16 protein-coding genes are annotated in these 23,649 nt (G+C 46.9%); 12 read left to right on the forward strand and 4 right to left on the reverse strand.

The features are described 5' to 3' along the window. Positions 1-87: 87 nt before the first annotated feature. Entirely contained in the window at positions 88-1,677 is a 1,590-nt protein-coding gene (locus tag BLR32_RS16990) for an OmpP1/FadL family transporter (protein ID WP_089833856.1), read from the reverse strand. 83 nt (positions 1,678-1,760) lie between these two features. Next, positions 1,761-2,780: a hypothetical protein gene (locus BLR32_RS16995; protein ID WP_089833858.1), complete on the reverse strand. Its 1,020-nt coding sequence runs from the start codon at positions 2,778-2,780 to the stop codon at positions 1,761-1,763. Between the two features lie 244 nt (positions 2,781-3,024). Here BLR32_RS16995 and proS point away from each other — a divergent pair, with 244 nt between their 5' ends. From proS to BLR32_RS17010, 3 genes are all read left to right on the forward strand, one after another. Continuing rightward, on the forward strand, positions 3,025-4,500 hold the full coding sequence (gene proS / locus BLR32_RS17000) for a proline--tRNA ligase (RefSeq protein ID WP_089833861.1): 1,476 nt from the start codon (positions 3,025-3,027) through the stop codon (positions 4,498-4,500). Between the two features lie 76 nt (positions 4,501-4,576). Continuing rightward, positions 4,577-7,504, forward strand: a complete 2,928-nt coding sequence (locus tag BLR32_RS17005) for a sensor histidine kinase (RefSeq protein ID WP_089833863.1) — start codon at positions 4,577-4,579, stop codon at positions 7,502-7,504. Further along, positions 7,501-8,262 carry a LytR/AlgR family response regulator transcription factor gene (locus BLR32_RS17010; RefSeq protein WP_012793534.1) on the forward strand — a complete coding sequence of 254 codons (762 nt, stop codon included), beginning with the start codon at positions 7,501-7,503 and terminating at the stop codon, positions 8,260-8,262. The genes BLR32_RS17005 and BLR32_RS17010 overlap by 4 nt, the downstream gene beginning before the upstream one ends. A 2,075-nt stretch (positions 8,263-10,337) precedes the next feature. On the opposite strand, the gene BLR32_RS17025 is transcribed toward BLR32_RS17010, so the two are convergent. Together BLR32_RS17025 and BLR32_RS17030 are read right to left on the reverse strand one after the other, a co-directional pair. Then, positions 10,338-11,876 carry a trypsin-like peptidase domain-containing protein gene (locus BLR32_RS17025; RefSeq protein WP_089833870.1) on the reverse strand — a complete coding sequence of 513 codons (1,539 nt, stop codon included), beginning with the start codon at positions 11,874-11,876 and terminating at the stop codon, positions 10,338-10,340. A gap of 293 nt (positions 11,877-12,169) precedes the next feature. After that, the gene (locus BLR32_RS17030) at positions 12,170-13,162 is read right to left on the reverse strand and encodes an acyl-CoA reductase (RefSeq protein WP_089833872.1); all 993 of its coding nucleotides are present in this window, start codon (positions 13,160-13,162) and stop codon (positions 12,170-12,172) included. A 92-nt stretch (positions 13,163-13,254) separates the two neighbouring features. Here BLR32_RS17030 and BLR32_RS17035 point away from each other — a divergent pair, with 92 nt between their 5' ends. The 9 genes from BLR32_RS17035 to BLR32_RS17075 all read left to right on the forward strand — a co-directional run bounded on the left by BLR32_RS17035 (position 13,255) and on the right by BLR32_RS17075 (position 23,631). Continuing rightward, positions 13,255-13,602, forward strand: a complete 348-nt coding sequence (locus tag BLR32_RS17035) for a 4Fe-4S dicluster domain-containing protein (RefSeq protein ID WP_089833874.1) — start codon at positions 13,255-13,257, stop codon at positions 13,600-13,602. A gap of 183 nt (positions 13,603-13,785) precedes the next feature. Then, on the forward strand, positions 13,786-14,775 hold the full coding sequence (locus BLR32_RS17040) for a D-alanine--D-alanine ligase (RefSeq protein WP_089833876.1): 990 nt from the start codon (positions 13,786-13,788) through the stop codon (positions 14,773-14,775). A gap of 37 nt (positions 14,776-14,812) precedes the next feature. Further along, positions 14,813-15,643 carry a PASTA domain-containing protein gene (locus BLR32_RS17045; RefSeq protein ID WP_089833878.1) on the forward strand — a complete coding sequence of 277 codons (831 nt, stop codon included), beginning with the start codon at positions 14,813-14,815 and terminating at the stop codon, positions 15,641-15,643. Positions 15,644-15,709: 66 nt separating this feature from the next. Further along, positions 15,710-16,018, forward strand: coding sequence for a rhodanese-like domain-containing protein (locus BLR32_RS17050; RefSeq protein ID WP_089833880.1), 309 nt, complete (start codon positions 15,710-15,712; stop codon positions 16,016-16,018). Positions 16,019-16,118: 100 nt separating this feature from the next. Beyond that, the gene (locus tag BLR32_RS17055; protein WP_089833881.1) at positions 16,119-16,676 is read left to right on the forward strand and encodes an RNA polymerase sigma factor; all 558 of its coding nucleotides are present in this window, start codon (positions 16,119-16,121) and stop codon (positions 16,674-16,676) included. Between the two features lie 98 nt (positions 16,677-16,774). Next, positions 16,775-17,944: a FecR family protein gene (locus BLR32_RS17060; RefSeq protein ID WP_089833883.1), complete on the forward strand. Its 1,170-nt coding sequence runs from the start codon at positions 16,775-16,777 to the stop codon at positions 17,942-17,944. 46 nt (positions 17,945-17,990) lie between these two features. Next, positions 17,991-21,323, forward strand: a complete 3,333-nt coding sequence (locus tag BLR32_RS17065; protein WP_089833885.1) for a TonB-dependent receptor — start codon at positions 17,991-17,993, stop codon at positions 21,321-21,323. A 17-nt stretch (positions 21,324-21,340) separates the two neighbouring features. Beyond that, the gene (locus tag BLR32_RS17070) at positions 21,341-22,765 is read left to right on the forward strand and encodes a RagB/SusD family nutrient uptake outer membrane protein (protein WP_089833887.1); all 1,425 of its coding nucleotides are present in this window, start codon (positions 21,341-21,343) and stop codon (positions 22,763-22,765) included. Between the two features lie 113 nt (positions 22,766-22,878). Beyond that, entirely contained in the window at positions 22,879-23,631 is a 753-nt protein-coding gene (locus BLR32_RS17075) for an SGNH/GDSL hydrolase family protein (RefSeq protein ID WP_089833888.1), read from the forward strand. The last annotated feature ends 18 nt before the right edge of the window (positions 23,632-23,649 follow it).

A 23,649-nucleotide genomic window follows, 5' to 3' on the forward strand; every position in this document is an offset into this window, starting at 1 on the left:
AATGAGTTGATCTCTCCTCCATTCATAAAAAGGGCGTCCACGATAAGCGGACGCCCTTTTTAAATAGCATATGTTTTACTGACCGGATTAGAATTTCCAGCCAAAAGTAGCATTGATATTTGCTTGTTTGCTGTCGATCGTTGCAGGAGCCGGTGTTGTATAGTGGTCAGCCGGATCAGCATTGGATGACAGAACATAAGGCTGGTTGGTGAAAGTATTACTACCGTATACCAGGCCCAGGTCCAAATAGAAACCACGGTTCCTGTAGCCAATACCACCGGTAAAGTACTCGCGCTTACCATCAATAGCACTGTTCTTATAAGGACTTGCATACAGCGCATAACCCAGTCGGAAAGCGATAACATGCAGCTTTAACTCGCCACCCACGCGGATATTGGATGCTCCCTGGTAAGTGGATTTGATAGCCTGATTACGCTGGTCGGAATCTTCCTTGTCAAAGCTGTTGTCGTTCCGGAAACGCATTTTCATGGAAGCATAGTCCATGTATTCATAGTCGAAGGTGATGAAACCTGTCGGCTTCCTGGTGTCGGCTGAAGGAGCGAACAGGAAGGCCGCGCTCAGTATTCCTTTCCAGGGAGTTCTCACAGTGTACTTTGACTCATCTTCAAAACCATCATTGGTATCGGTAGAGGAGGAGGACAGTACGCCCAGCGTCTTGGTAGAGGCGGTCATATCTGTTCTGTAGGTATCTGTGAAGCTGATCCAGGAAGGAGAGTGGAAGGCCGCACCCAGGCTTAAGGCTTTAACAGGTTTGTAGATACCACCGATCTTGAGGTTGATACCGGTTCCTTCTGATCTGAGATGCTCGGTAACATCAAAACTGTTGAGGTCTGTCGGCACCGTATTCTGGTTTGTTTCCTTCCATGTCCTTGAATTTTTGTAAGTCATGGTCGGAATATTCAGACTACCACCCAGGTATAACTTATCATCATAGTTAGCTGCGAAAGCGAATGCCACATCATAGGCGCCGCCTTTTGCATCAACGATATTCTCCTGTTTTACATTGATACTGCGGTCCTGTGCCTGCGCCGCAGAATAGAAGGTGCCGTCAGGCTGGTTGTTATTGTCCGTATAAGGAGAAATAAGCCCTGTCTGATAAGCCAGCGCAGAAGTGTGGGCAAGGGAGCCGATCGTCTGACTGCCGCCTAGCTGTTGATCCGGGTTGGTAACGCCGGCAGCTTCTGCGTCCAGGTAATAATTCAGCGACAGGGAGGAACTTGTATTGGTGCCCGTATAATAGATGCGCTGATTGTAATTCTGCGTACGGTTCAGACCCAATCCGAAGCTGAAGTTCTGCCATTTACTTTCCGGCTTTTTCCTTCTGCCACCAAAGATCAGGGTCACATTAGAAATAAGCGGAATGAACTTATTATCGTCACCTTTCGTATTCAGGTAAGTGCCGGTGTTGGAAATATTCTGAAAACCAACAGTAAAAGAGAAATCATTTGTTCTGAAGAAACCAACGCCTGCCGGGTTGACATACAGGGAAGAGGCCTCTCCTCCCAATGCGCCTAAAGCGCCGCCTACGGATTGTCCTCTTGTTGTACCTGAAGGTGCAGTCGTGCTGAATCGTAAAGCATCGTCTATTGTTTGTGCCTGCAGGGATATACAGGTTCCCGTCAATGCCAGTGCGAACACCATTCTTTTAATCATCATAGTAGAATTAAGGGTTAAAAAATACCCTGGCTTTTGACCAGGGTACATTTCGTAGAATATCAATGATCAAATCATTTTAGGTATTAGTTCCTTGATCTGCCTGCGCGACCACCGCCGCCGCCACCACCGATGGAACCACCACCGCCGCCACTGGATCTTGGCGTATAGGATGGAGCCGGTGTATAAGAACGCTGTGGTTGCTGCGCTGGCTGGAATGACCTGGTAGGAGGATTGTAAGAGCCACTGGTGCGGCCACCGCCATCACTACCTACAGGACGTTCGCCGGAAGAAGGCGTAAATGAACGTCTTGGTGTGTAATAACCATCAGGGTTATTTCTGCTACCGGTAGTAGGACGATCTACTACACGTCCGCCAGGATCAGTAGTACCCGAACCCCTTCTGGCAGGAACATAGTCTGTTCTGGTTGTACGACCACCAGGATTTGGCGTTGTACCACCAACTACTCTGCCGCCTGGGTAAGATGTACCAAAGCTGCCGCGTGTACGACGTCCCGGAGAAGAATAACCGTAGTAGCCTCCGTGACCACCGTAGTAGCCTGGATAGTAGCCACCATAATATCCGCCATAGTACCATGGGTTGTATGACCAGCTGCTATACCACGGACTGTACCAAGGATTGTAACCCCAGCCATAACCGAAGCCTATGCTGATAGAAGGACCCCAGAAAGAACTGTAGTAAGGTGAACCCCAGCCATAGCCTCCACCATAGCCGTAGTAGCTGCTGATACCCCAGCCACTGCCGTAGTAAGGACTACCGTAGTAGGGGCTGCCATAAGCACCGGAATAGACATTAGGTGAATAGTAGTCGTAGTAAGAACCCTTATAGTTATTGTTGTTAAACATGTCTATACGACGTGAATAATCCCCCTGGTCTTCATCATCATATGTAACATAAGTACCACCGTCACCAGCAGCATCAGTTGAACTAACGTTATCGTTATTTTGATTATTGCTTGCGGCATAAGTGGGTTTAACTCTCGGAGAGTAGTACACATCGTCCGGTGTTTGTGTGGTTTTATATGCTGACGAACAACTGCTTAGAATAAACAGCGCCAGTGCAGCGAGGTAAGGAACTGATTTCATTTTCGGAATTTTTAGCCTGATTTCTATAGTAAATTTACACTATTTTTAACGTAAAGAACGGTTAATGCTACAATAATATCTAGCCACTCATAATATTTTACCAAACTGTTTGCACGTTTCTGATTTTCATGTAGGTTTGTGACATTTTACCTTTTGGTAATATATCCAGTACAAATATTAAGCCAAATTCAGATTTGATTTTAAATATATGTACCGGCCATGATTATAAATATTTCAACACTATATGAGTAAAGAGATCACAGCCCGTTCTGAAGATTATTCACAATGGTATAATGATTTGGTTCTGAAAGGAGGATTGGCAGATTATTCTGCGGTGAAGGGATGTATGGTGATCAAGCCATACGGTTTTGCACTTTGGGAAGGCATGAGAGATGTGCTGGACAAAAAATTCAAAGACACCGGACACCAGAACGCTTACTTCCCCTTATTCATTCCTAAAAGCTTCCTGAGTAAAGAGGAAGATCATATTGAAGGCTTCGCAAAGGAATGCGCCGTTGTAACACACCACCGTCTGATGAAAAATCCGAACGGTAAAGGTGTCGTGGTAGATCCTACCGCTAAATTGGAAGAAGAGCTGATCGTTCGTCCTACTTCTGAAACGATCATCTGGAATACATATAAAGACTGGATCCAGTCTTACCGTGACCTGCCGCTGCTGATCAACCAGTGGGCAAACGTAGTGCGTTGGGAAATGCGTACCCGCCTGTTCCTGCGTACCGCTGAATTCCTCTGGCAGGAAGGTCATACCGCGCATGCTACTGCTGAAGAAGCAATTGCGGAGACCGAGCAGATGCTGGAAGTGTATGCTGACTTCGCCGAGAACTATATGGCAATGCCGGTAGTAAGAGGAGTTAAATCGCCTGCTGAACGTTTTGCAGGTGCTATCGACACTTATTGTATCGAGGCCCTGATGCAGGATGGTAAGGCCCTGCAGGCAGGTACTTCCCACTTCCTGGGACAAAACTTCGCTAAGGCGTTTGATGTGCAGTTCTCCAATAAAGAGAACAAACTGGAATACGTTTGGGCTACTTCCTGGGGTGTGTCCACCCGTCTGATCGGTGCACTGGTAATGGCGCACAGCGATGACGACGGTCTGGTGCTGCCTCCACGCATCGCTCCTTTACAGGTAGTGATCGTGCCTATTTATAAAGGTGATGAACAGAAGGCAAAGATCGACGCAAAAGTACATGAGATCATGGCCGACCTGAAAAAAGCCGGTGTCCGTGTAAAATACGACGACAGCGACAACGCACGTCCAGGATGGAAATTTGCAGAATATGAAATGAAGGGCGTACCTGTGCGTATTGCACTGGGTGCCCGCGATCTGGAGAACAACGTGGCTGAGGTAGCCCGTCGCGACTCCAAAACAAAGGAAAGCCTGCCACTGGATGGCTTGGCTGCACGTATCGGTACACTGCTGGAAGATATTCAGCAGCAGATGTACAACAAGGCGCTGGCCTTCCGTGACGAGCATATTACACCTGCTGATACCATGGAGGAATTTGAACGCCTGCTGGAAGAAAAAGGCGGCTTCATTTCTGCTCACTGGGATGGCACCACAGAGACGGAAGAAAAGATTAAGGAGCGCACTAAAGCAACAATACGTTGCATACCTTTAAACAACAAACAAGAGGCAGGTACCTGTATCCTTACAGGCAAGCCTTCTACGCAAAGGGTTTTATTTGCCCGCGCATATTAAATAACAAGATTTTCCGGTAGTGCCAGCCAGACAAGCTGGTACTGCCGGTTTTATTGTCAAAATCCGACTCGTCCTGATGCCTAAGATCCGTTATATATTTTTATGGTGGATACTAATGGTTCTGAGCATTGGCCAAGCCCTTGCTCAGGGGCTGATGATCCGTAATTACAACGTAAAAGACGGTCTGGCAAACGCTACGGTCTACGATGCGGTGCAGGATAAAGAAGGATTTATCTGGTTTTCTACCCCTACCGGCGTCAGTAAGTTCGACGGCAAACGCTTCCGTAATTATTCCAAAAAAGACGGACTCACAGACAACGACGTCGTAAAACTTGCTGCCGATTCAAAAGGACGCGTCTGGTTTTTTACTCTCAACGGCTTACCTTCTTTCTTTTGGAATTATACCATTCATACCAGTCAGAATGACTCCTCCCTGTATGTGGATGCCCGCGGACTATACATGCAGTATATGTTCGAAGACTATGCGGGATTCATCTGGTTCCTGAATACGGGTAACCGTATTATTCAATACAGCGGGAGAAAGACTACTTACGACAAACTGGGCGCCAAGCGCGCCGACCTGTTCTACTTCCTCCGTAACGATACTATTTTTAAACCCCGGCAGTCCTACTTCAATCTGCCTGACCTGAAAGATGTCGATAGCGCTGATCAGAAAATATCAAATGTGTGTTCTTTTCCCCTTGATCAGGAGACAGTCCGGCGTATACGGAAGCAACCGGTGATCATCGTGGATAATAACCTCTATCTATACAATAACAAAGAAACCGTTTGTTTTCTCAAAGGAAGCGACTGGGGCATCAAGGATGAGATCAGTAACATTTGTGTAGATAACGATAACCTGTGGATAGGCACCCCGAGAACACTTTATTATCTGAAAGGATTTTTCCGTGGCGAAAAGAAGCCCGTCAAATTATTGCAGAACCATTATATCACTTCGCTGCTCAAAGACAGAGATGGGAATATCTGGATCACAACATTCGGAGATGGTGTTTATAACATACCCTACAAGAATTTTTACTTTAACTATCTCGACAATACGAATGGCCTGTTTTCACACTCCATTTTCAGTATCTGCAAGGACCAGAAGACCGGCCTGCTGCTGATAGGACAGAACGCCGGCGTATTGAATACGATAGACAGCAATAACAGATACCGTCAGTTCAACCTGGATACCAGCAGTGGGCGCAACAGTATCCTCAGCATCCAGCCCTATAAGCCAAACGAAATGCTGATCGGTGCTGATAACGGATTATACTCATTCAATACCGTTCTGCAGCGAAAAACATTGCTGCAACGTGTGAATACACTTAAGGATGTGGATATCAGTCCCGGTGGCAAAATACGGATAGCTGCCAAAAACCAGGTGATCTGTGACGGTTATAAAATTGATAAAGAGGATGAGCTGCTCACCTCTATAGCCTGTATCAATGACTCTGCTTATTACGTCGGTTCCAACGCCGGCCTGTTCTATGGCAGCGATGGCACGCGTGCATTGAAAATACGGAGCACCAGACCTGCTTTGCATTTAAGCATAAAAGACCTGAAATGGATCAATGGCGAACTCTGGGTCGGTACCGCCGATCACGGAATATACGTGTTCAGGGCAGATAACAGCCTGGAAGCACATCTGAGCACAGCAGATAAACTGGTCAGCGATATTTGTCAGCAGCTCTACTACGATGGTATAGGCCGCTTGTATGTTGCGACCAATAAAGGCGTTTCCGTTATAGACGCACAAACAAAAAGACTCATCCGCAATATCACCTCCAACGACGGTCTGATGAGTGATGATGCGCGGGGAGTATATTATCATAAGGGGATTTTATATATAGCTACTTCCAATGGACTGAGCTATTTCAATGATGCGAAGATGCCGGTAGATACAGTACCGCCGGCTATTTATCTGAATCATGTGCGGTATGGCGACAGCTCTTACCTGCCTGGCAAACAGTTTGTGCTGATGTACAAGCGGAAGGCCTCATTTGAGGTGGAATTTGGCGCGATTGCCTATGACCTGCCTGAGCTGGTAGAGTACCAGTACAACTTTTCAAGCGATACCTCAAGTGGATGGATCACGACAATGTCTAATATCGTACCTTTCCCGGACCTGCAGCCGGATACCTATCAACTGCAGATCAGGGCCAGGAAATATAGAAGTAACTGGAGTCGGCCGGTGGTCATTACTGTTACTATCCTGCCGCGCTGGTATCAGCAATGGTGGGCACGGGGTGTTCTGATACTGCTGGGATTAATACTGATGGCCTTCGTGTTAAGGGATGTGATCAGAAGGATACAGCGGGCAGAGATGAGGAAGACCGAGTATAACCGGCGGATAGCAGAACTGGAGGCCAAAGCGCTGACAAACCAGATGAATCCTCACTTCATCTTCAACTCCCTGAATTCAGTACAGCACCTGATCATGGAAAAAGAGGAGAAGCAGGCATTGAACTTCCTGGCAGATTTTGCCACCCTGATGCGGCAGATGCTGAACAACTCCCGGAAATCATTTATATCGCTGGAAGAAGAAATTGCCTTCCTGACACGGTATATTGAACTGGAGAAGATCCGTTTTGCGAATGTGTTTACGTATCACTTCCTGCTGCAGGATGACCTGAAAGATTATACGATCTATATACCGCCCATGATTATACAGCCGATTGTAGAAAATGCCATTAAGCACGGACTGGCTCCGAAAAATGGAAGCGGGCGACTGGAAGTAAAACTGGTGCTCCGCGAGGATATGTTATACTGCTCCGTAGATGATGACGGGATCGGGTGGGACCGTGCCAATGAGATCAAAAGCGGGCGATTGGTAAGGCATGAATCCACCGCTCTGAGCGTGATTAGGGAAAGGTTGCAGATTATAAAATCTTTTAATGGAAATGTTGGAAAGTTAGAAATTATTGATAAATTTAAGTCTGGTTTCGGCAATAAGGAGGGTACCCTGGTTGAAATTCTGATTCCCATTGTTAAGATGTTATGAGTAATATTAAAGCTGCGATCGTAGACGATGAAGTCCGCAACATCCATATTTTGCGAAATATTCTGGAGAATTACTGTAAAGATGTTACGGTAGCGGGTGAGGCGCAGAACATTCATGACGCGGCGGAAATGATCAAGAATACCCAGATAGACGTTTTGTTTCTGGATATTGAAATGCCGCCCCATAATGGCTTCCAGCTACTGGAAATGTTCCCTGTGTTGAACTTCGAAGTGATATTCATTACAGCCTTTCAGGAATATGCATTGCAGGCGATCAAATTTGCTGCGTTGGATTATCTGCTCAAACCTATCAAGGTGAGTGAGGTGGAGGATGCTTTGGAAAAAGTGAAGAAGAGCAAAAAAGGCCGCCTGAATGAACTGGCTTCTATCCTTAAGGACTACGTTAAGAACAATGACAATGCTTTCTCCAAGATAGTCATCCCCGTTAATGACGGTTACAACGTTATCGATCTGAAAGATATCATTTACTGTGAAGCATTTGACAGCTATACCAAAATACAGCTGATCAATAACGTGTCACATCTTATCTCCAAATCACTGAAGGAGTATGAAGAAATGTTGTCAGATAAGGGTTTCTATCGTGTACATAAATCCTTCCTGATCAACATTCACCATATTGTCAAGATCATCAAAGGTCTGGGTACCGCTGTTGTCATGAGCGACCAGAAAAACATCCCGATTTCTTCCCGTAAGAAAGACGAGTTCTTCGCACAACTGAAAGGGGTGATCAATTTGTAAGCGATTATCATTTATTGTTATTAACTGCTGCCGCCATAAGGGGGCTTTTGGTGTTTATGTGTTCCTGGTTTTATTATCATCGGCGTTGTAATCATTAATTGTTATGAACAAACGTCCCGGGGTGAAATCTCGGGCTACAAACCACCCGGGGTTGAAAACCCCGGGCTACAAACACCACGACCCCTATGGGGTCGATTGATTTTTTGTTTCCCGGTTTTATTATCATCGGCGTTGTAATCATTAATTGTTATGAACAAACGTCCCGGGGTGAAATCTCGGGCTACAAACCACCCGGGGTTGAAAACCCCGGGCTACAAACACCACGACCCCTATGGGGTCGATTGATTTTTTGTTTCCCGGTTTTATTATCATCGGCGTTGCATTCATTAATTGTTATGAACAAACGTCCCGGGGTTAAAAACCCCGGGCTACAAACACCACGACCCCTATGGGGTCGATTGATTTTTTGTTTCCCGGTTTTATTATCATCGGCGTTGTAATCATTAATTGTTATGAACAAACGTCCCGGGGTTGAAACCCCGGGCTACAAACAACACGACCCCTATGGGGTCGATTGATTTTTTGTTTCCCGGTTTTATTGTCATCGGCGTTGTAATCATTAATTGTTATGAACAAACGTCCCGGGGTTTTCAACCCCGGGCTACAAACACCACGACCCCTACGGGGTCGATTGATTTTTTGTTTCCCGGTTTATTATCATCGGCGTTGCATTCATTAATTGTTATGAACAAACGTCCCGGGGTTGAAAACCCCGGGCTACAAATAACACGACCCCTATGGGGTCGATTGATATTTTGTTTCCCGGTTTTATTATCATCGGCGTTGTAATCATTAATTGTTATGAACAAACGTCCCGGGGTTAAAAACCCCGGGCTACAAACAACACGACCCCTATGGGGTCGATTGATATTTTGTTTCCCGGTTTTATTATCATCGGCGTTGTAATCATTAATTGTTATGAACAAACGTCCCGGGGTTAAAAACCCCGGGCTACAAACAACACGACCCCTATGGGGTCGATTGATATTTTGTTTCCCGGTTTTATTATCATCGGCGTTGTATTCATTGATTGTTATGAACAAACGTCCCGGGGTTGAAAACCCCGGGCTACAAACACCACGACCCCTATGGGGTCGATTGATGTTTGTTTCCCGGTTTTATTATCATCGGCGTTGTAATCATTATTGTTATGAACAAATGTCCCGGGGTTGAAACCCCGGGCTATAAACAACACGACCCCTATGGGGGCGATTGATATTTTGTTTCCCGGTTTTATTATCATCGGCGTTGTATTCATTGATTGTTATGAACAAACGTCCCGGGGTTGAAAACCCCGGGCTACAAACAATACGACCCCTATGGGGTCGATTGATTTTTTGTTTCCCGGTTTTATTATCATCGGCGTTGTAATCATTAATTGTTATGAACAAACGTCCCGGGTTAAAACCCCGGGCTACAAACACCACGACCCCTACGGGGTCGATTGATTTTTTGTTTCCCGGTTTATTATCATCGGCGTTGTAATCATTAATTATTATGAACAAACGTCCCGGGGTTAAAAACCCCGGGCTACAAACAATACGACCCCTATGGGGTCGATTGATGTTTTGTTCCACGGTTTTTATTACGACCGGCGTTGTATTCATCAATTGTTATGTTGGTTGTAATGTACTCTTTCATATAGCCGGCCTAATATAATTGAGGAGGCCGTACGCAGGCGAGCGGGCAGGTGGGAATCACTGGCCTTAGTTATTTGAAGTGCTGACGCGCCCTACCAGGGGTTTAATAAACATTCCGAAGCTAATCCGCCTTCCCGAGGCCCAATGTTAAGGAACTTCAAAGAACTACAGCCAGTGATCCCAGCCTGCACCGTGAGCCAAGTAGGCCGGCACAATAATCGCCATCAGCCTAAGAAGCATTCGCTGCATTGAGTCCCAGCCTGCACCGTGAGCAGTAAGGCCGGCGCAATAATAGCTGTCGACCTGATAAAAAAAGAAAGTCCCGGAACATTCCCGGGACCCTCTCTCCTTAACCTATAAACCTATATGAAAACGTTAGAACTCTGCTCCATTAGCAAGGTCGATATTATAGTAGTACACACCGTTTAGCTCCGGGTACACCCCCTCTACCTGCACTTTCTTCTGCTTATCCAATATCCTCCTCAGATCCTCTACTGAATTCACCGGCTGCCCGCCAGCTTTCAGAATAATGAAAGACTGTTTCATGTTAGTTTGTTTCTTGAGAATACCACCACTGATGTTATCTACATACACACCACCACGAATACCCAGTTTAGCCGCATCGGCCTTATCAAGCGTAATCAGGTCAGCACCTAACGCATCCAGTACATTGGTCTTAACGATATCCGTATTACCATCTGCATTTTTAAGAATGGTGCTGGTAGTATATGACTTATTATTACGCATATAGCTGATGCTGATCTTGTCGCCTGGTTTGTAACGGGCGATCTGCTCTGTCATCTGTGGAATAGAAGGGGTTTCTATACCATTGATACCAGTGATCACGTCGCCTTTCTTAATACCCGCTGCAGCAGCAGAACCGGTTTCCTGTACACCTGTAACGGTCACACCCACGATATCTCTTCTGATACCTGCTTCCGCCCATCTTTCTTCCGGAATGCTGGTAGGATCCTGGTAGTAGATACCCAGGTACGCACGTTGTACGTTACCATATTTCATCAGGTCATTCACCACTTTCTTCACCAGGTTCACCGGGATAGCGTAGGAGTAACCAGCATATGCACCGGTAGGAGAAGCGATGGCAGAGTTGATACCGATCAGTTCACCCGCAGTGTTGATTAACGCACCACCACTGTTACCCTGGTTCACTGCAGCATCTGTCTGGATGAATGATTCGATAGCATTTCTTCTTACCTGTTTATTTATACCGATGGTACGGGCTTTAGCACTTACTATACCCGCAGTAACGGTGGTTTCCAGGTTTAAAGGATAACCCACTGCCAGTACCCACTGGCCTATCTCCACGTCGTCGGAGTTACCATACAGCAGGTAAGGAAGATTTTTTGCGTCAATCTTAATCACTGCCAGGTCAGTATTCGGGTCGGTACCAATTACTTTGGCTTTGTAAGTTTTGTAGTTGTTGAGTGTTACGGCTATTTCATCCGCATCGTCCACTACGTGGTTGTTAGTGATGATATAACCATCGTCGGAGATCAGCACACCGGAACCGGAGGCCATCTGACCTGGGACATAGTATTTACGTCCGCCGCCTTCACCCTGGAATTCATCACCGAAAAAGTCATCGCCAAAAAGGTCCTGTAACACACTTCTCCTTCTCTGGAGATTGTTCGTCACCTGACGGGGATTGATCTTTGTCTTGATATGTACTACACCAGGTACAGCTATTTTAGCGGCCTGGCTAAAATCGGTAGGAGGCGTTGCATTCTTTACTTCGGCACCAGGCATGTAGCTGGTGTAATTTACCGGAATGTTTTCTGATCCATTTTGATAGGGGCCTGCCTGCCGGGGTTGGTACCTGTTGTACGCATAGATGCTGGCAACAGCAGTTGCCGCGCTGATTAGTACAGTTGCCGCAATTTGCCGGAATTTCATATGTTTCGTTGTTTAAAGTTTAAATTTTATAAGGAATGAATATCAATTTGCATGCCTTGTGATACAAATTTAAGGGGGCACGCCACTGAACAAGAACCACTCCTGTTACTTTAACACATTTTTATATGAATAGTTAATATGATCTTAACGCCGGTACTGACAGATTGTTGTTTTTCATGACAAGATTGTAGGCATTTACACGCCGGGAACAGACATTGTTGCAGGCCTGATACCCGGTGGTAGGGACGGCATCCAACGGATTATCCGCTGATGCCACCGGACCATAATGACGCTTATAATCCTGTCAGGAACTGCATGGTATCTACACCATCCGCATAATCTGACAGGGAGGGCTGCTGCGCCATTCCAAAGGGAGTGAAGCCATGTCCGACAATACATTGAAGGTCATTATTTCCCTTCAGCTCTTCACGCAGCATGGCAGCATCGGTATAATAGCTGTAATGCAGCACGCTGATAGGAGAAAAAACAGCAGCAGATTCCTGCAGAATGATATTGTCGTTCGTGAGGTATGCAGTATTGCTCAGCAGCACCAGCGCCAGGTTATAGTCGTAGTTGTTCTTATACTTATGATGATCTGCCAGGTAGGAGTATTTGCGGAGAGCTTTCAGCAGCGCCTCGAAATCGTAGTTTTCCGGAACGAAGATGCTGGTTACGTTCCTGCAGCCCAGACCAAAGTAAAGCATGACATCATCTGCCAGTGCTTCCAGTTCGGTAGCTGTTTCAGTTCCATCCAGCACGGCTACGGAAGTCCGGTTCCTGCGGATGATATGTGGATATTTGGCAAAGTAGTATTCAAAGTAACGGGCAGAATTGTTGCTGCCGGTAGCAATATAGGCGTCGCAGTTCTTCAGTATGTCCTGTACCTGGGTCTGCTCAGCATATTCAGGATACCATTCCTTGACTTTGTCAATGACATGCTGCATCAATATCGTATCTTTGGAAGAGAGCTTCAGGCGTACCTGATGCCCGCTAAGAAAGCCGCAGAGCCAGTCGTGGAAACCTACCAGCGGAATATTGCCCGCAGCAACTATACCAACCTGACGGGGAGAAGAGACAGGAGCAGTATAAGCAGCCAGCCATTCATTTAAGCGGGATTCGTCCAGGTAATAACGGCAAATGTTTTGCAGGGAAAGATCAATAAACTCGGGAGTAAACCATCCGTTGGCCTGAAAGGCCCTGTCCTTCACTATCTGAAGGTCTGAATCATTGCCTGACAGGTATTGTCCTAAACGTACCAGGGCTGTTACTTTTGCTGAACTGCTCATGAAACTGTATAAATAATTAACTTTTTAAACCTAGATATTCTATTTTTGTCTGCAAAATTAATGGCTTACTACTTAAACAAAAAGTTTATACTATGGCAATAAAGATAACAGACGAATGTATTAATTGTGGTGCTTGTGAACCTGAATGTCCGAATAACGCTATTTATGAGGGTGGTGTTGAATGGGCAATGGCAGATGGTACTACCGTTAAAGGTCCATACGTATTGATGGATGGATCCTCTATGGATGCTGATCAACGTAATGCCCCAATTAGTGTAGACACTTATTATATCGTTCCTAACAAGTGTACAGAATGCCAGGGCTTCCATGAAGAGCCTCAGTGTGCAGCTGTTTGTCCGGTTGATTGCTGCGTTCCTGATGAAATGTACCAGGAAACAGTAGACGAACTGCTCGCCAAGAAAGAAAAATTGCACATCTAATAATATTATTATAAAGGAAGCATAAGGAACTACCCGGTAACTGGTCGCCGAATAGCATCGGAACGCATACCGGAGCTTAAAGGGAAGAAAGGACGTAAACTTTCTTCCCTTTTCTTTTACAGTAAAAAAAATCTACATCCACTAATTTTCTATTAACTTTATCCGCTTATTATTAAATTATATATGAAAAAGAACATCGCCCTGGTTGCCGGCGGATACTCTGGTGAGTATGTGATTTCAGTACAGAGTGCCGCAGTGATAGAAAAGAATATTGACAGCAGCAAGTATAACGTCTATAAGATCTCTATTACCCGTGATGGTTGGAATTACATTGGCACTGAAGGCCAGTCAGTTGCAGTAGACAGGAACGATTTCTCATTGACAATCAATGGTAATAAGATAACATTCGATGCAGTATTCATCGGTATACATGGTACCCCAGGTGAAGACGGTCGTTTACAGGGCTATTTTGAAATGCTGGGCATCCCTTTTACCAGCTGTGGGATGGTAACCTCTGCGCTTACCTTCAACAAGAGCTATTGTAACAAGGTAGTATCCTCCCTGGGTGTCGTAAACGTATCAAAATCAGTGCATATCTTCCGTGATCAGCCTTTTGATACTAAAGAAATACTCCGGGACCTGAAACTGCCGGTGTTCGTAAAACCAGCAGAAGGCGGCAGCAGCATCGGTATGTCCAAGGTCAATACGGCCGAAGAGCTGATGCCGGCTATCGAAAAAGCCTTTAAAGAGGACGTACAGATTCTGATAGAAGAATTTATCAAAGGCAGGGAGATCACCTGCGGTTTATATAAGGCCAATGGAGAATTCACGGTACTGCCGGTGACTGAGATCATCAGCAGCAAGGAATTCTTTGATTATGAGGCGAAATACACGCCAGGCGTAACCAGAGAGGTAACCCCTGCAGAAGCACCTTCTGAGGTGACCAACCTGATACAGGCAACCGCCAGAAAACTGTATGACAAACTGAATTGCAGAGGGATAGTGAGAATGGACTTCATCTGGGAGGAAGCGAACAACCGCCTGTTCTTCCTGGAAGTGAACACCATGCCAGGACAATCAGAAAATAGCCTGGTACCTCAGCAGGTAAGAGCTGCAGGTAAAACCCTGCAGGAGTTTTACGGCACATTAATTGAAGAATGCCTGAGGAAGTAAACAGATCCGAGTTCATCTTAACGTTAAAATATAATCTGTGTTCAATAAAATAACGAACCGCTCTTTCGGCTTTAACCTGCTGGTTGTTGTAGGAATTTTCGCCGTTCTGGGGCTGCTTTTCTTTTCATTACTGGGGGTAATCACAAAGCATGGGGACACCCTGACTGTTCCGGACGTTTATAAGAAAAATATACAGGAAGCCACCATGATCCTCGAAAAAGAAGGATTCAGCGTGGACGTAAGGGACTCGATCTACGTAGACAGTCTGCCTGGCCTGGCCGTATGGGAACAAACACCCGCCAAAGGCTCTATCGTGAAGGTAGGACGTACTATCTATCTGACTATCAACAAAGTAATACCTCCTATGGTGCAAATGCCGGATCTGACAGGGCTGACCTTCCGCAGTGCGGAAATGACCCTGCACAGTCTCAGGCTGAACGTGGGAGATACCATTTATAAACCGGACTTTGCTACCAATACCGTATTACAGCAGCTGCTGAACGGTAAAACCGTAAAACCCGGCAGGGAAGTTCCCGAGGGCAGTAGTATTACCCTCGTACTGAGCAGCGGTACCGGTAACACCGAAAACCCCGCACCAGACCTGATAGGACTCACTTTCCTGGAAGCAAAGGAAACACTGAGCGCCAGCAACCTGGGTCTCGGTACTGTGCTCATTGATCCTTCTGTGACAGATACGGCCAACGCTTTTGTAGTGAGACAAACGCCTCCACGCCGTAACAGCCTGAATGAGCTGAACATGGTAAGAGCAGGAGAGACCATCGACCTCTGGCTGTCAGGTACCCGTCCAACAAAGGATAGCGGTGCTACCCCAGCGCCACCGGCAGCATCACCTGAACAACCAGAATAATCATCGCCAAAATCCGGCAATACTGTAATATTGCTGTATATATCACAAACAAGTAAATAAACAGTCATGGAAAATATAAGCGCAACAGAACTGAAAAAGCGCATGGACAATGGGGAAAGCCTGAACATCGTAGATGTACGGGAACCACATGAGCATGCAGAGTTCAATATCGGAGGTATCCTGGTGCCACTTGGAGATATCCGTGCAATGCAGGTAGATGAGCTGGAAGATCTGAAAGACCAGGAAGTGATCGTGTACTGCCGCAGCGGTGGCCGTAGCGGACAGGCAGCCATGATCCTGGAAACAATGGGTTTTCAGAACGTAAAGAACCTGACCGGCGGTATGCTGGCCTGGCAGGAACAGGTTGGTAAATAACTGATCAATATATCATTTAAATTATGCCTTCCGGCGTGTATGATGCACTCGTGTCATTACGGCCCGGAAGGCGTTTTTAATAGCATCCCCATTGCCTGAAATGCAAGATGATCTATATACAGAGAAAGCTATGCTGACCCGTATTGCTGATGGCGATGAGCATGCTTTCACACAGTTCTTCAGAGCGATTTCTCCGTGGATGGGTCATGTGGTCAGAAAGGTGGTGAAACAGGAGGATGCCGTTCATGAAGTGCTGCAGGAGTTCTTTATCAAATTATGGCTGCACCGGGATAAACTGCCCGCAGTTGAGCAACTGAACGCCTACCTCAAAAGAATGGCCCTGAACGAATGTTTTACCTGGCTGAACCGCCAGGCGCTCTTGCAACAAAGACAGGCAGATATCCGGAACGCCGGTTTAACCACTACAAATGACACAGAGGCCAACCTCTCTTACAGGGAAACCCAACGCATCATTGCCACCGCTGTAAGCGCCCTGCCCACCCAACGCCGCCAGATTTTCGAAATGAGCCGCCAGGAAGGTCTGAACGCGACCGAAATTGCCAATAAACTCAAGCTTTCCCCCAGCTACGTCCGAAATACCATCAGCGCCGCCCTCCAATATATCAGAGAACAGTTGAAACTCGCCGGCAAACTCTGACAACATTTTTTTTCTCCCCGATAGGTACACCCACACTTTTCCCACAGTCTATATAAGTGGAAGCTATTTCCGGCAACACCGGGTACTCCGCCAGACACATGGACGAACAACGTATTCAATACCTGATCAGCGGTTTTCTCGAAGGAAACCTCTCTGCAGCCGAAATGGCTGAACTGGACGATTTCCTGATAGATCCGGCCAACAGGGAGACGTTTGTGGCTACTGCAAGTCGCCTGACAGAGGAAATGCAGGAACAGGCTCCTTTTGATGAAAGCCTGGAACCGGTATTGTCCCGTGTATTGGATGTAGACCGAACACCTGTTACAAGGCCCGGAATAGTACCTTTCCGTTTCTCCTACTGGCGAGTGGCCGCTGTTGTTGTATTGGCAGCCGGTATTGGCGGTTATTTCTATTGGTCGCACAACACATCGAAAGCGCCTCAACTGGCACAAAAGGAAGCAGCTACGCCGGCAGCAATCCTGCCCGGCAGTAACAAGGCGACCCTCATCCTGGAAGATGGCACAACGGTATCGCTTGACAGTACCGGCAATCAGACCATCAGACAGGGAAATACTATTGTACAGCGCAACAACGGACAACTGTTATACAGTGGTCAGCCAGCCACTGCAAAGCTGAGCTATAATATACTGGCTACGCCAAAAGGAGGACAATACCAGGTGGTGCTGCCCGATGGTACGAAAGTATGGCTGAACGCTGCTTCACGTCTGAAATATCCTGTTGCTTTTACAGGCAGTGAACGCCTGGTGGAACTGGAAGGGGAGGCCTATTTCGAGACTGTCAAAGATGCACACAAACCATTTAAAGTGAAAGCAGGAGAATTCGAAGTACAGGTGCTCGGCACCAGCTTCGATGTCATGGCCTATAAAGACGAAAAGAACACCCATACCACATTGATCAGTGGCGCCGTGAAAGTAGCGTCAGAAAAGGAAAGCAGGCTCTTACAGCCGGGCCAGCAGGCTGTCGTAAATACCAATGCCGGTATTGGAGTAAATACAGTGAATACCGACGAAGTGATTGCCTGGAAGAACGGTTATTTCTCCTTCAGGGATGCCGATATCGCCGCCGTTATGCGCCAACTGGAACGCTGGTATGATGTGACGGTATCTTATCCCTCAGGCATACCCAAAGGCACTTTTTCCGGTGAGATGGGAAGAGGGCTGACACTTTCTGAAGCATTAAAAATATTGGAACAGACTAACGTAAATTTTAAAATAGAAGAAGGCAGACACATTGTTATACTGCCCTGAGTATTAGCATTCTTTTATCGTCCCGTTATATAAAAACTTCCATGTTATGAAGCAGACCTTACTACTTCTACTGGCATTGCTATGCCTGAAAGTGAATGCCGCCGACACATCCACACAGATCACTTACACAGGGAAAGATGTTCCGCTGAAAAAGATCTTTTCCATCATCAAAGAACAGACAGGATATGTATTTTTTTATCGCAATGAAGACATTGCCGGTGTTAAACCAGTTACTGTTTCTTTTAACAAAACATCCCTGGAAGCTGCACTGAACACTATTCTGAAAGACCAGCAACTGCAGTATGTGATACAGGGTAATACGATTGTTATCAGCAGAAAGAAGACCCTCAGGCCGGCTACTATTGATGACGCCTCGCCCCCGGCTGATACCAGCATACAGGGGAAAGTAGTGAATAGCAAAGGAGAACCACAGCCAGGTGCTACTGTGCTGATCAAGGGAACCAAACGTGGTACCACAGCCAATGAGAATGGTGTATTCACATTACGAAATGTTCCCGACAATGCGGTGTTGCTCATATCTGCCCTTGGATTGAAGGCAAGGGAAATACCGGTGACAGGTGTTAGTGGTCCGCTGACAGTGACACTGGAAAGCGGCACAGAAGCGCTGAGCGAAGTAGTAGTGGTGGGATACGGGCAGGTAAAGAAGAGTGACCTAACCGGCGCCGTTGCTACGGTACCGGTAGGAGAGATAAAGAAAGTTGCGGTGACTTCGTTGGATCAGGCCATACAGGGACGCGTGGCGGGTGTACAGGTAACACAGAACTCTGGTGCTCCTGGTGGTTCTACCACTATCCGTATACGTGGTGGTAACTCCATTCAGGGCGACAACGAACCCCTGTATGTAATAGATGGTGTACCCTTCAAAAATGGTGGTGCTGAAAGTGGTTCCAGCTTCAATGTGCTCAGCACCCTGAACCCAGGAGATATTGAATCGATGACCATCCTGAAAGACGCTTCCTCTACCGCTATCTATGGTTCCCGCGGCTCTAACGGTGTAGTGATCATCACGACCAAACGGGGGAAGGCAGGACGTACTATTGTTAGTTTCGATACTTACTATGGTACACAGGATGTGCGTCGCAAATACCCGGTACTGAATGCAAAGGAGTATGCTGCTTTTGTGAATGAAGCGAATACCAACGATGGCCTGCCAGCTGTTTATACGCCGCAGCAGGTAGAAGCATTCGGTGAAGGCACCGATTGGCAGGATGAGATCTTTCGCACAGCGCCCATTGCCAATTACCAGTTGTCTATGAGCGGCGGCGATGAGAAAACACAGTTTGCTGTATCTGCCGGTTATTTTACGCAGAAAGGAGTCGTGGAGAACTCAGATTTTAACCGGTATTCCTTTCGCGTGAACCTGGACAGGAAGATCAATAATAAGATCAAGGTGGGAAACAGCCTGACCATCAATCGTACCGCTACTAATCAGTCCCGTACCGATGGTAGCCTGGGAAGCGCTGGACTGGTCACCATGGCAGCATTACAGTTCCCGCCTTTGCTGAAAGCACGCAATGCAGATGGGACTTACCTGATCACAGATCCTGCACTGAATTTTACTGCGGATAATCCGGTAGCCCTGGCGTTTGACAGTAAGAATAAGAACACTGCCTATCGCTTCTTCGGCAACATCTTCGGCGAATACCAGATCATAGAAGGACTCACATTAAAAGTGCTGGTCGGTATAGATGGTATTCTGCAGAAGCAGGACAGCTACCTGCCCAGAAGCGTGTCCAGCGGCCTTGCACAGGGTGGCGTGGCGTCTATCTACAACGAACAGTCTGTTACCTGGCTGAATGAAAATCTGCTGACCTACTCCCGTACCTTCAACAAGGTACATAGCTTTTCTGCACTCGTGGGATACACACAACAGGAGAACCGCACAGAGAATAGTAATGCCTCTTCCAGGAGTTTCGTGAATGACATTCTTGGTACGGGCAATCTGGGTACCGGTGCAGTGGCCACTATCCCCGGTTCAGGTATCGGTGGTTGGGGATTGGTCTCCTACCTGGGAAGAATTAATTACGGGTATCGTGATAAATACCTGTTGACGGCCTCCTTCCGTGCAGATGGCTCTTCTCGTTTTGGTGTGAATAACCGCTTTGGGTTCTTCCCTTCAGGGGCGATAGCATGGAAGGTTTCGGAAGAACCCTTTTTGAAGAATAATAAGTCCGTCAGTGATCTGAAACTGCGTGTAACCTATGGTACTACGGGCAACCAGGACGGTATCGGTAACTATCCTGCCTATTCATTACTGGGTACACAGAATTATGTGCTGGGCAACAATATCTCAACAGGCCTCGGTCCCAGCCAGATCGCCAATCCTGACCTCTCCTGGGAGAAAACGGCACAAGGGGATGTAGGGGTTGACCTGGGCTTGTTTAACAGCCGTGTCATGATTACGGCAGATGCCTACCTGAAAAAGACCAGCGACCTGCTTTTGAATGTAACGATCCCCAGTTCTTCCGGTTATTCCAGCGCCATCAGGAACCTGGGTAAAGTGCAGAACAAGGGGATTGAGTTGAGCCTGTCCACTGTCAACGTAGACGGAGCTTTCCGGTGGACGACAGACATCAACTATGTAGCCAATCGTAATAAAGTGCTCAACATCGGCAAGGCACCGCAGATCTTTGCCGGACAGGTGGCCAATATTGCGCAGAACGTGAATTCAGGTATCATCCGTGTGGGAGAACCACTGGGTACTTTCTACGGTTATGTGACCGATGGCCTGTACCAGTCGGAAGCAGAACTGGCGGGACTGGCAGATGCCAGTGCAAAGAAAGTGGGCGACAGGAAATATAAAGACCTTAATGGCGACAAGAAGATCGATGATAAGGACAGGCAGATCATTGGAAGCGCACAACCGAAATTCAGCGGTGGTATCAGCAATACCTTCTCTTATAAAGGCATTGACCTCACTGTCTTCCTGCAGGGCGTATATGGCAATAAGATCCTGAATGCAAACCGTTTTGAACTGGAATACCTGAATGGCACTACGAACCAGGATAGGGACATGCTCGACAGATGGACGCCCACACATACCAATACAGATATTCCCCGTGCCGCCACTACCAGGCCGGCTAACCGCATCTCCACGCGGCAGATCGAAGATGGTTCTTACCTGCGTTTGAAGAACATCCAGCTCGGTTATAATCTGCCTGATGCCTGGCTGAAGGCAGCGAAGATCCACTCCGTGCGGCTTTACATTACTGCACAGAACCTTATTACCTGGACAAAATACAGCGGCTACGATCCGGAGGTGAATCGCTTCGGACAGGATAACCGCAGCCAGGGATTTGACTATGCCAGTTATCCCGCCGCCAAAACATTTCTCTTCGGATTAAATATCACCTTGTAAGTATTAACAGCACGTATATGAAAAAGCTATTTTTTCTACTGATCTGTACACAGATGTCCTGCAACCTGTTGGACCAGCAACTGGAATCGAGCTTCACTCCGGACAATTTCTATAAGAATGCCGACGATGCCAAAGCGGCTGTCAGCGCTGCCTACGACCCCATGAAAGGTCAGAATATGTATGACCAGGTGATATGGGTATTACAGGATCAGGCTACGGATGATGCGGAATGGGGCGGAGGTCGCTCTACCGCCAACCAGGCAAAGAATGATGTAGATAAGTATTCCTTCACACCTGCTACCTCTACTTTTCAATCCATATGGACTGCTGCATATGCTGGTATCAACAAGGCAAACGCTGTACTGGCGCATGTACCGGGTATTAACATGGATACAGACACGAAAAACCAATATCTGGCAGAAGCTAAATTTTTAAGAGGGTTTTATTATTTTACACTGGTACGCCTCTTCGGAGGAGTGCCTTTGATCCTGCAGGAAACTACTTCCCTTGATAACCTGGAAGTAGCAAGAGTCACAGCAGATGAGATATATCAGCAGGTGATAAAAGACTTTTCGGAAGCAGCAACTATATTGCCTGTTTCCTATTCCGGCGCTAACCTGGGCCGGGCCACCAAAGGAGCTGCCATTGCTTTTTTGGCCAAAGTATACCTGACCCGCGAAGATTGGCCCAACGCGTCGGCAAAGTGTAAGGAAGTAATGGATCTCGGCGTATATGATATCTGGGATAAATTTGAGGATGCTTTCTTGATCGCCAATAAGAACGGAAAAGAGGCTGTTTTTGAAGTACAGGCACTGGGTGGTGGTTTAGGAGAAGGCAGTTATATGCAGGGATATATGCGTCCCAATTTTGATAAGGTGAATGGTATTGCCGGATTTGGGGATGATCCGGTCACAAAAAACCTGTACGATACTTACCGGGCTACGGATAAACGCCGTGACGTGACGATCAGGTTGTACTCTGCTACATCCACACCTGCTGCGCCGGCCAGCATCACATTCCCGGCGTACGTATATAAGTACAGAGACCCTGCAGCAACAGCCAATGGCGAAGGAAGTAACAATTTCCCCGTCATCCGTTATGCAGATGTGTTGCTGATGTATGCAGAAGCATTGAATGAGCAGGGCGCCGGTAATCCGGATGCTTTCAATGCTATCAACCGTATTCGCAGACGCGCCGGTATTCCCGAGCTGGAATTGACTTTAGGACAGGCGCAATTCCGCGACAGCGTATTGTTGGAAAGAAGACTGGAACTGGCCTTTGAAGGACACCGCTGGTATGACCTGGTGCGCACAAAACGGCTGATCAGTGCTATGAAAGCCCAGAACCCGTCTATTATAGTGAGTGAAAGACATTATTTGTACCCGATCCCCCAGACAGAGATCGATGTAAATGCTAAATTGAAACAGAACCCTGATTATTAGTATCACAAATAAACAGATGAATTAACAAATAGCTTATTGAGATTCATCGTACGGTGCTAACAGCATCCCGGGCTGAGGGCCGGATTTACTTAACCAGGTAGAACCACGATTATATGGAAAGACGAACATTTTTACAGGCAGGATTATTAGCCACTTCCTTTTCCCTTCCGGGGAAATATCTGTCTGCCTCCCCGTTCCCGGAGTATACATCTCCATCAGCAGGAAATGATGAACCTCCCATGGTGATCAATGCAGGCATCGGTGGAAATAATACGGTAGACATGCTGGCAAGGATTGAAAAGGATTGCCTGTCCCATCATCCGGAACTGACTGTACTCATGGCTGGTACCAACGACATGAACAGCATGAAACATGTACCGCTGAAAGACTATGAAAAGAACATGCGTGACATGGTGAAGATGATCAGCAGTACAGGCAGTAAGGTATTACTGATGACGATCCTGCCAGCTTATGAGCCTTACCTGTACACCCGCCACCCGAAGGCGTTTTATGATCCGGAAGGCTATGTGGCCAGAAGAAAAGCTGTGAATGAGGTGATCGCAAAGATAGCGGCAGATACGCATCAGACATTACTGGACATGGGACATATATTTGAACGCGCCGGCAATATTGGCAAAGACAAAGACAGTCTCATACAGAATGAACTTAACAGCGGAAAAACAGACGGTGTTCATCCCACGCCGGAGGGCTACCGCCTGATGGGTGTGGTGGTCTATGATTGCGTCATCCGGCAACAACTGCCGCAGAAAAGGATCGTATGCTTCGGCGACAGCATCACTCATGGTGATGGTGGTACAGAAGGGCATAGTTATCCGGCATATCTCAAAAAATTATTGGTTCCTTAAAACAGATTTAAATCCACA

The organism is Chitinophaga filiformis (assembly GCF_900102545.1).
GTDB classification, from domain to species: domain Bacteria; phylum Bacteroidota; class Bacteroidia; order Chitinophagales; family Chitinophagaceae; genus Chitinophaga; species Chitinophaga filiformis.

Bases quoted from the DNA above. Each gene is read 5' to 3' on its own strand.
- BLR32_RS17005 (WP_089833863.1), top strand. From the start codon at position 4,577: ATGCCTAAGATCCGTTATATATTTTTATGGTGGATACTAATGGTTCTG.
- BLR32_RS17060 (WP_089833883.1), top strand. From the start codon at position 16,775: ATGGACGAACAACGTATTCAATACCTGATCAGCGGTTTTCTCGAAGGA.
- BLR32_RS17035 (WP_089833874.1), top strand. From the start codon at position 13,255: ATGGCAATAAAGATAACAGACGAATGTATTAATTGTGGTGCTTGTGAA.
- BLR32_RS17050 (WP_089833880.1), top strand. From the start codon at position 15,710: ATGGAAAATATAAGCGCAACAGAACTGAAAAAGCGCATGGACAATGGG.
- BLR32_RS17055 (WP_089833881.1), top strand. From the start codon at position 16,119: ATGCAAGATGATCTATATACAGAGAAAGCTATGCTGACCCGTATTGCT.
- BLR32_RS16990 (WP_089833856.1), bottom strand. From the start codon at position 1,677: ATGATGATTAAAAGAATGGTGTTCGCACTGGCATTGACGGGAACCTGT.
- BLR32_RS17010 (WP_012793534.1), top strand. From the start codon at position 7,501: ATGAGTAATATTAAAGCTGCGATCGTAGACGATGAAGTCCGCAACATC.
- BLR32_RS17065 (WP_089833885.1), top strand. From the start codon at position 17,991: ATGAAGCAGACCTTACTACTTCTACTGGCATTGCTATGCCTGAAAGTG.
- BLR32_RS17040 (WP_089833876.1), top strand. From the start codon at position 13,786: ATGAAAAAGAACATCGCCCTGGTTGCCGGCGGATACTCTGGTGAGTAT.
- BLR32_RS16995 (WP_089833858.1), bottom strand. From the start codon at position 2,780: ATGAAATCAGTTCCTTACCTCGCTGCACTGGCGCTGTTTATTCTAAGC.
- proS (WP_089833861.1), top strand. From the start codon at position 3,025: ATGAGTAAAGAGATCACAGCCCGTTCTGAAGATTATTCACAATGGTAT.
- BLR32_RS17030 (WP_089833872.1), bottom strand. From the start codon at position 13,162: ATGAGCAGTTCAGCAAAAGTAACAGCCCTGGTACGTTTAGGACAATAC.
- BLR32_RS17075 (WP_089833888.1), top strand. From the start codon at position 22,879: ATGGAAAGACGAACATTTTTACAGGCAGGATTATTAGCCACTTCCTTT.
- BLR32_RS17025 (WP_089833870.1), bottom strand. From the start codon at position 11,876: ATGAAATTCCGGCAAATTGCGGCAACTGTACTAATCAGCGCGGCAACT.
- BLR32_RS17070 (WP_089833887.1), top strand. From the start codon at position 21,341: ATGAAAAAGCTATTTTTTCTACTGATCTGTACACAGATGTCCTGCAAC.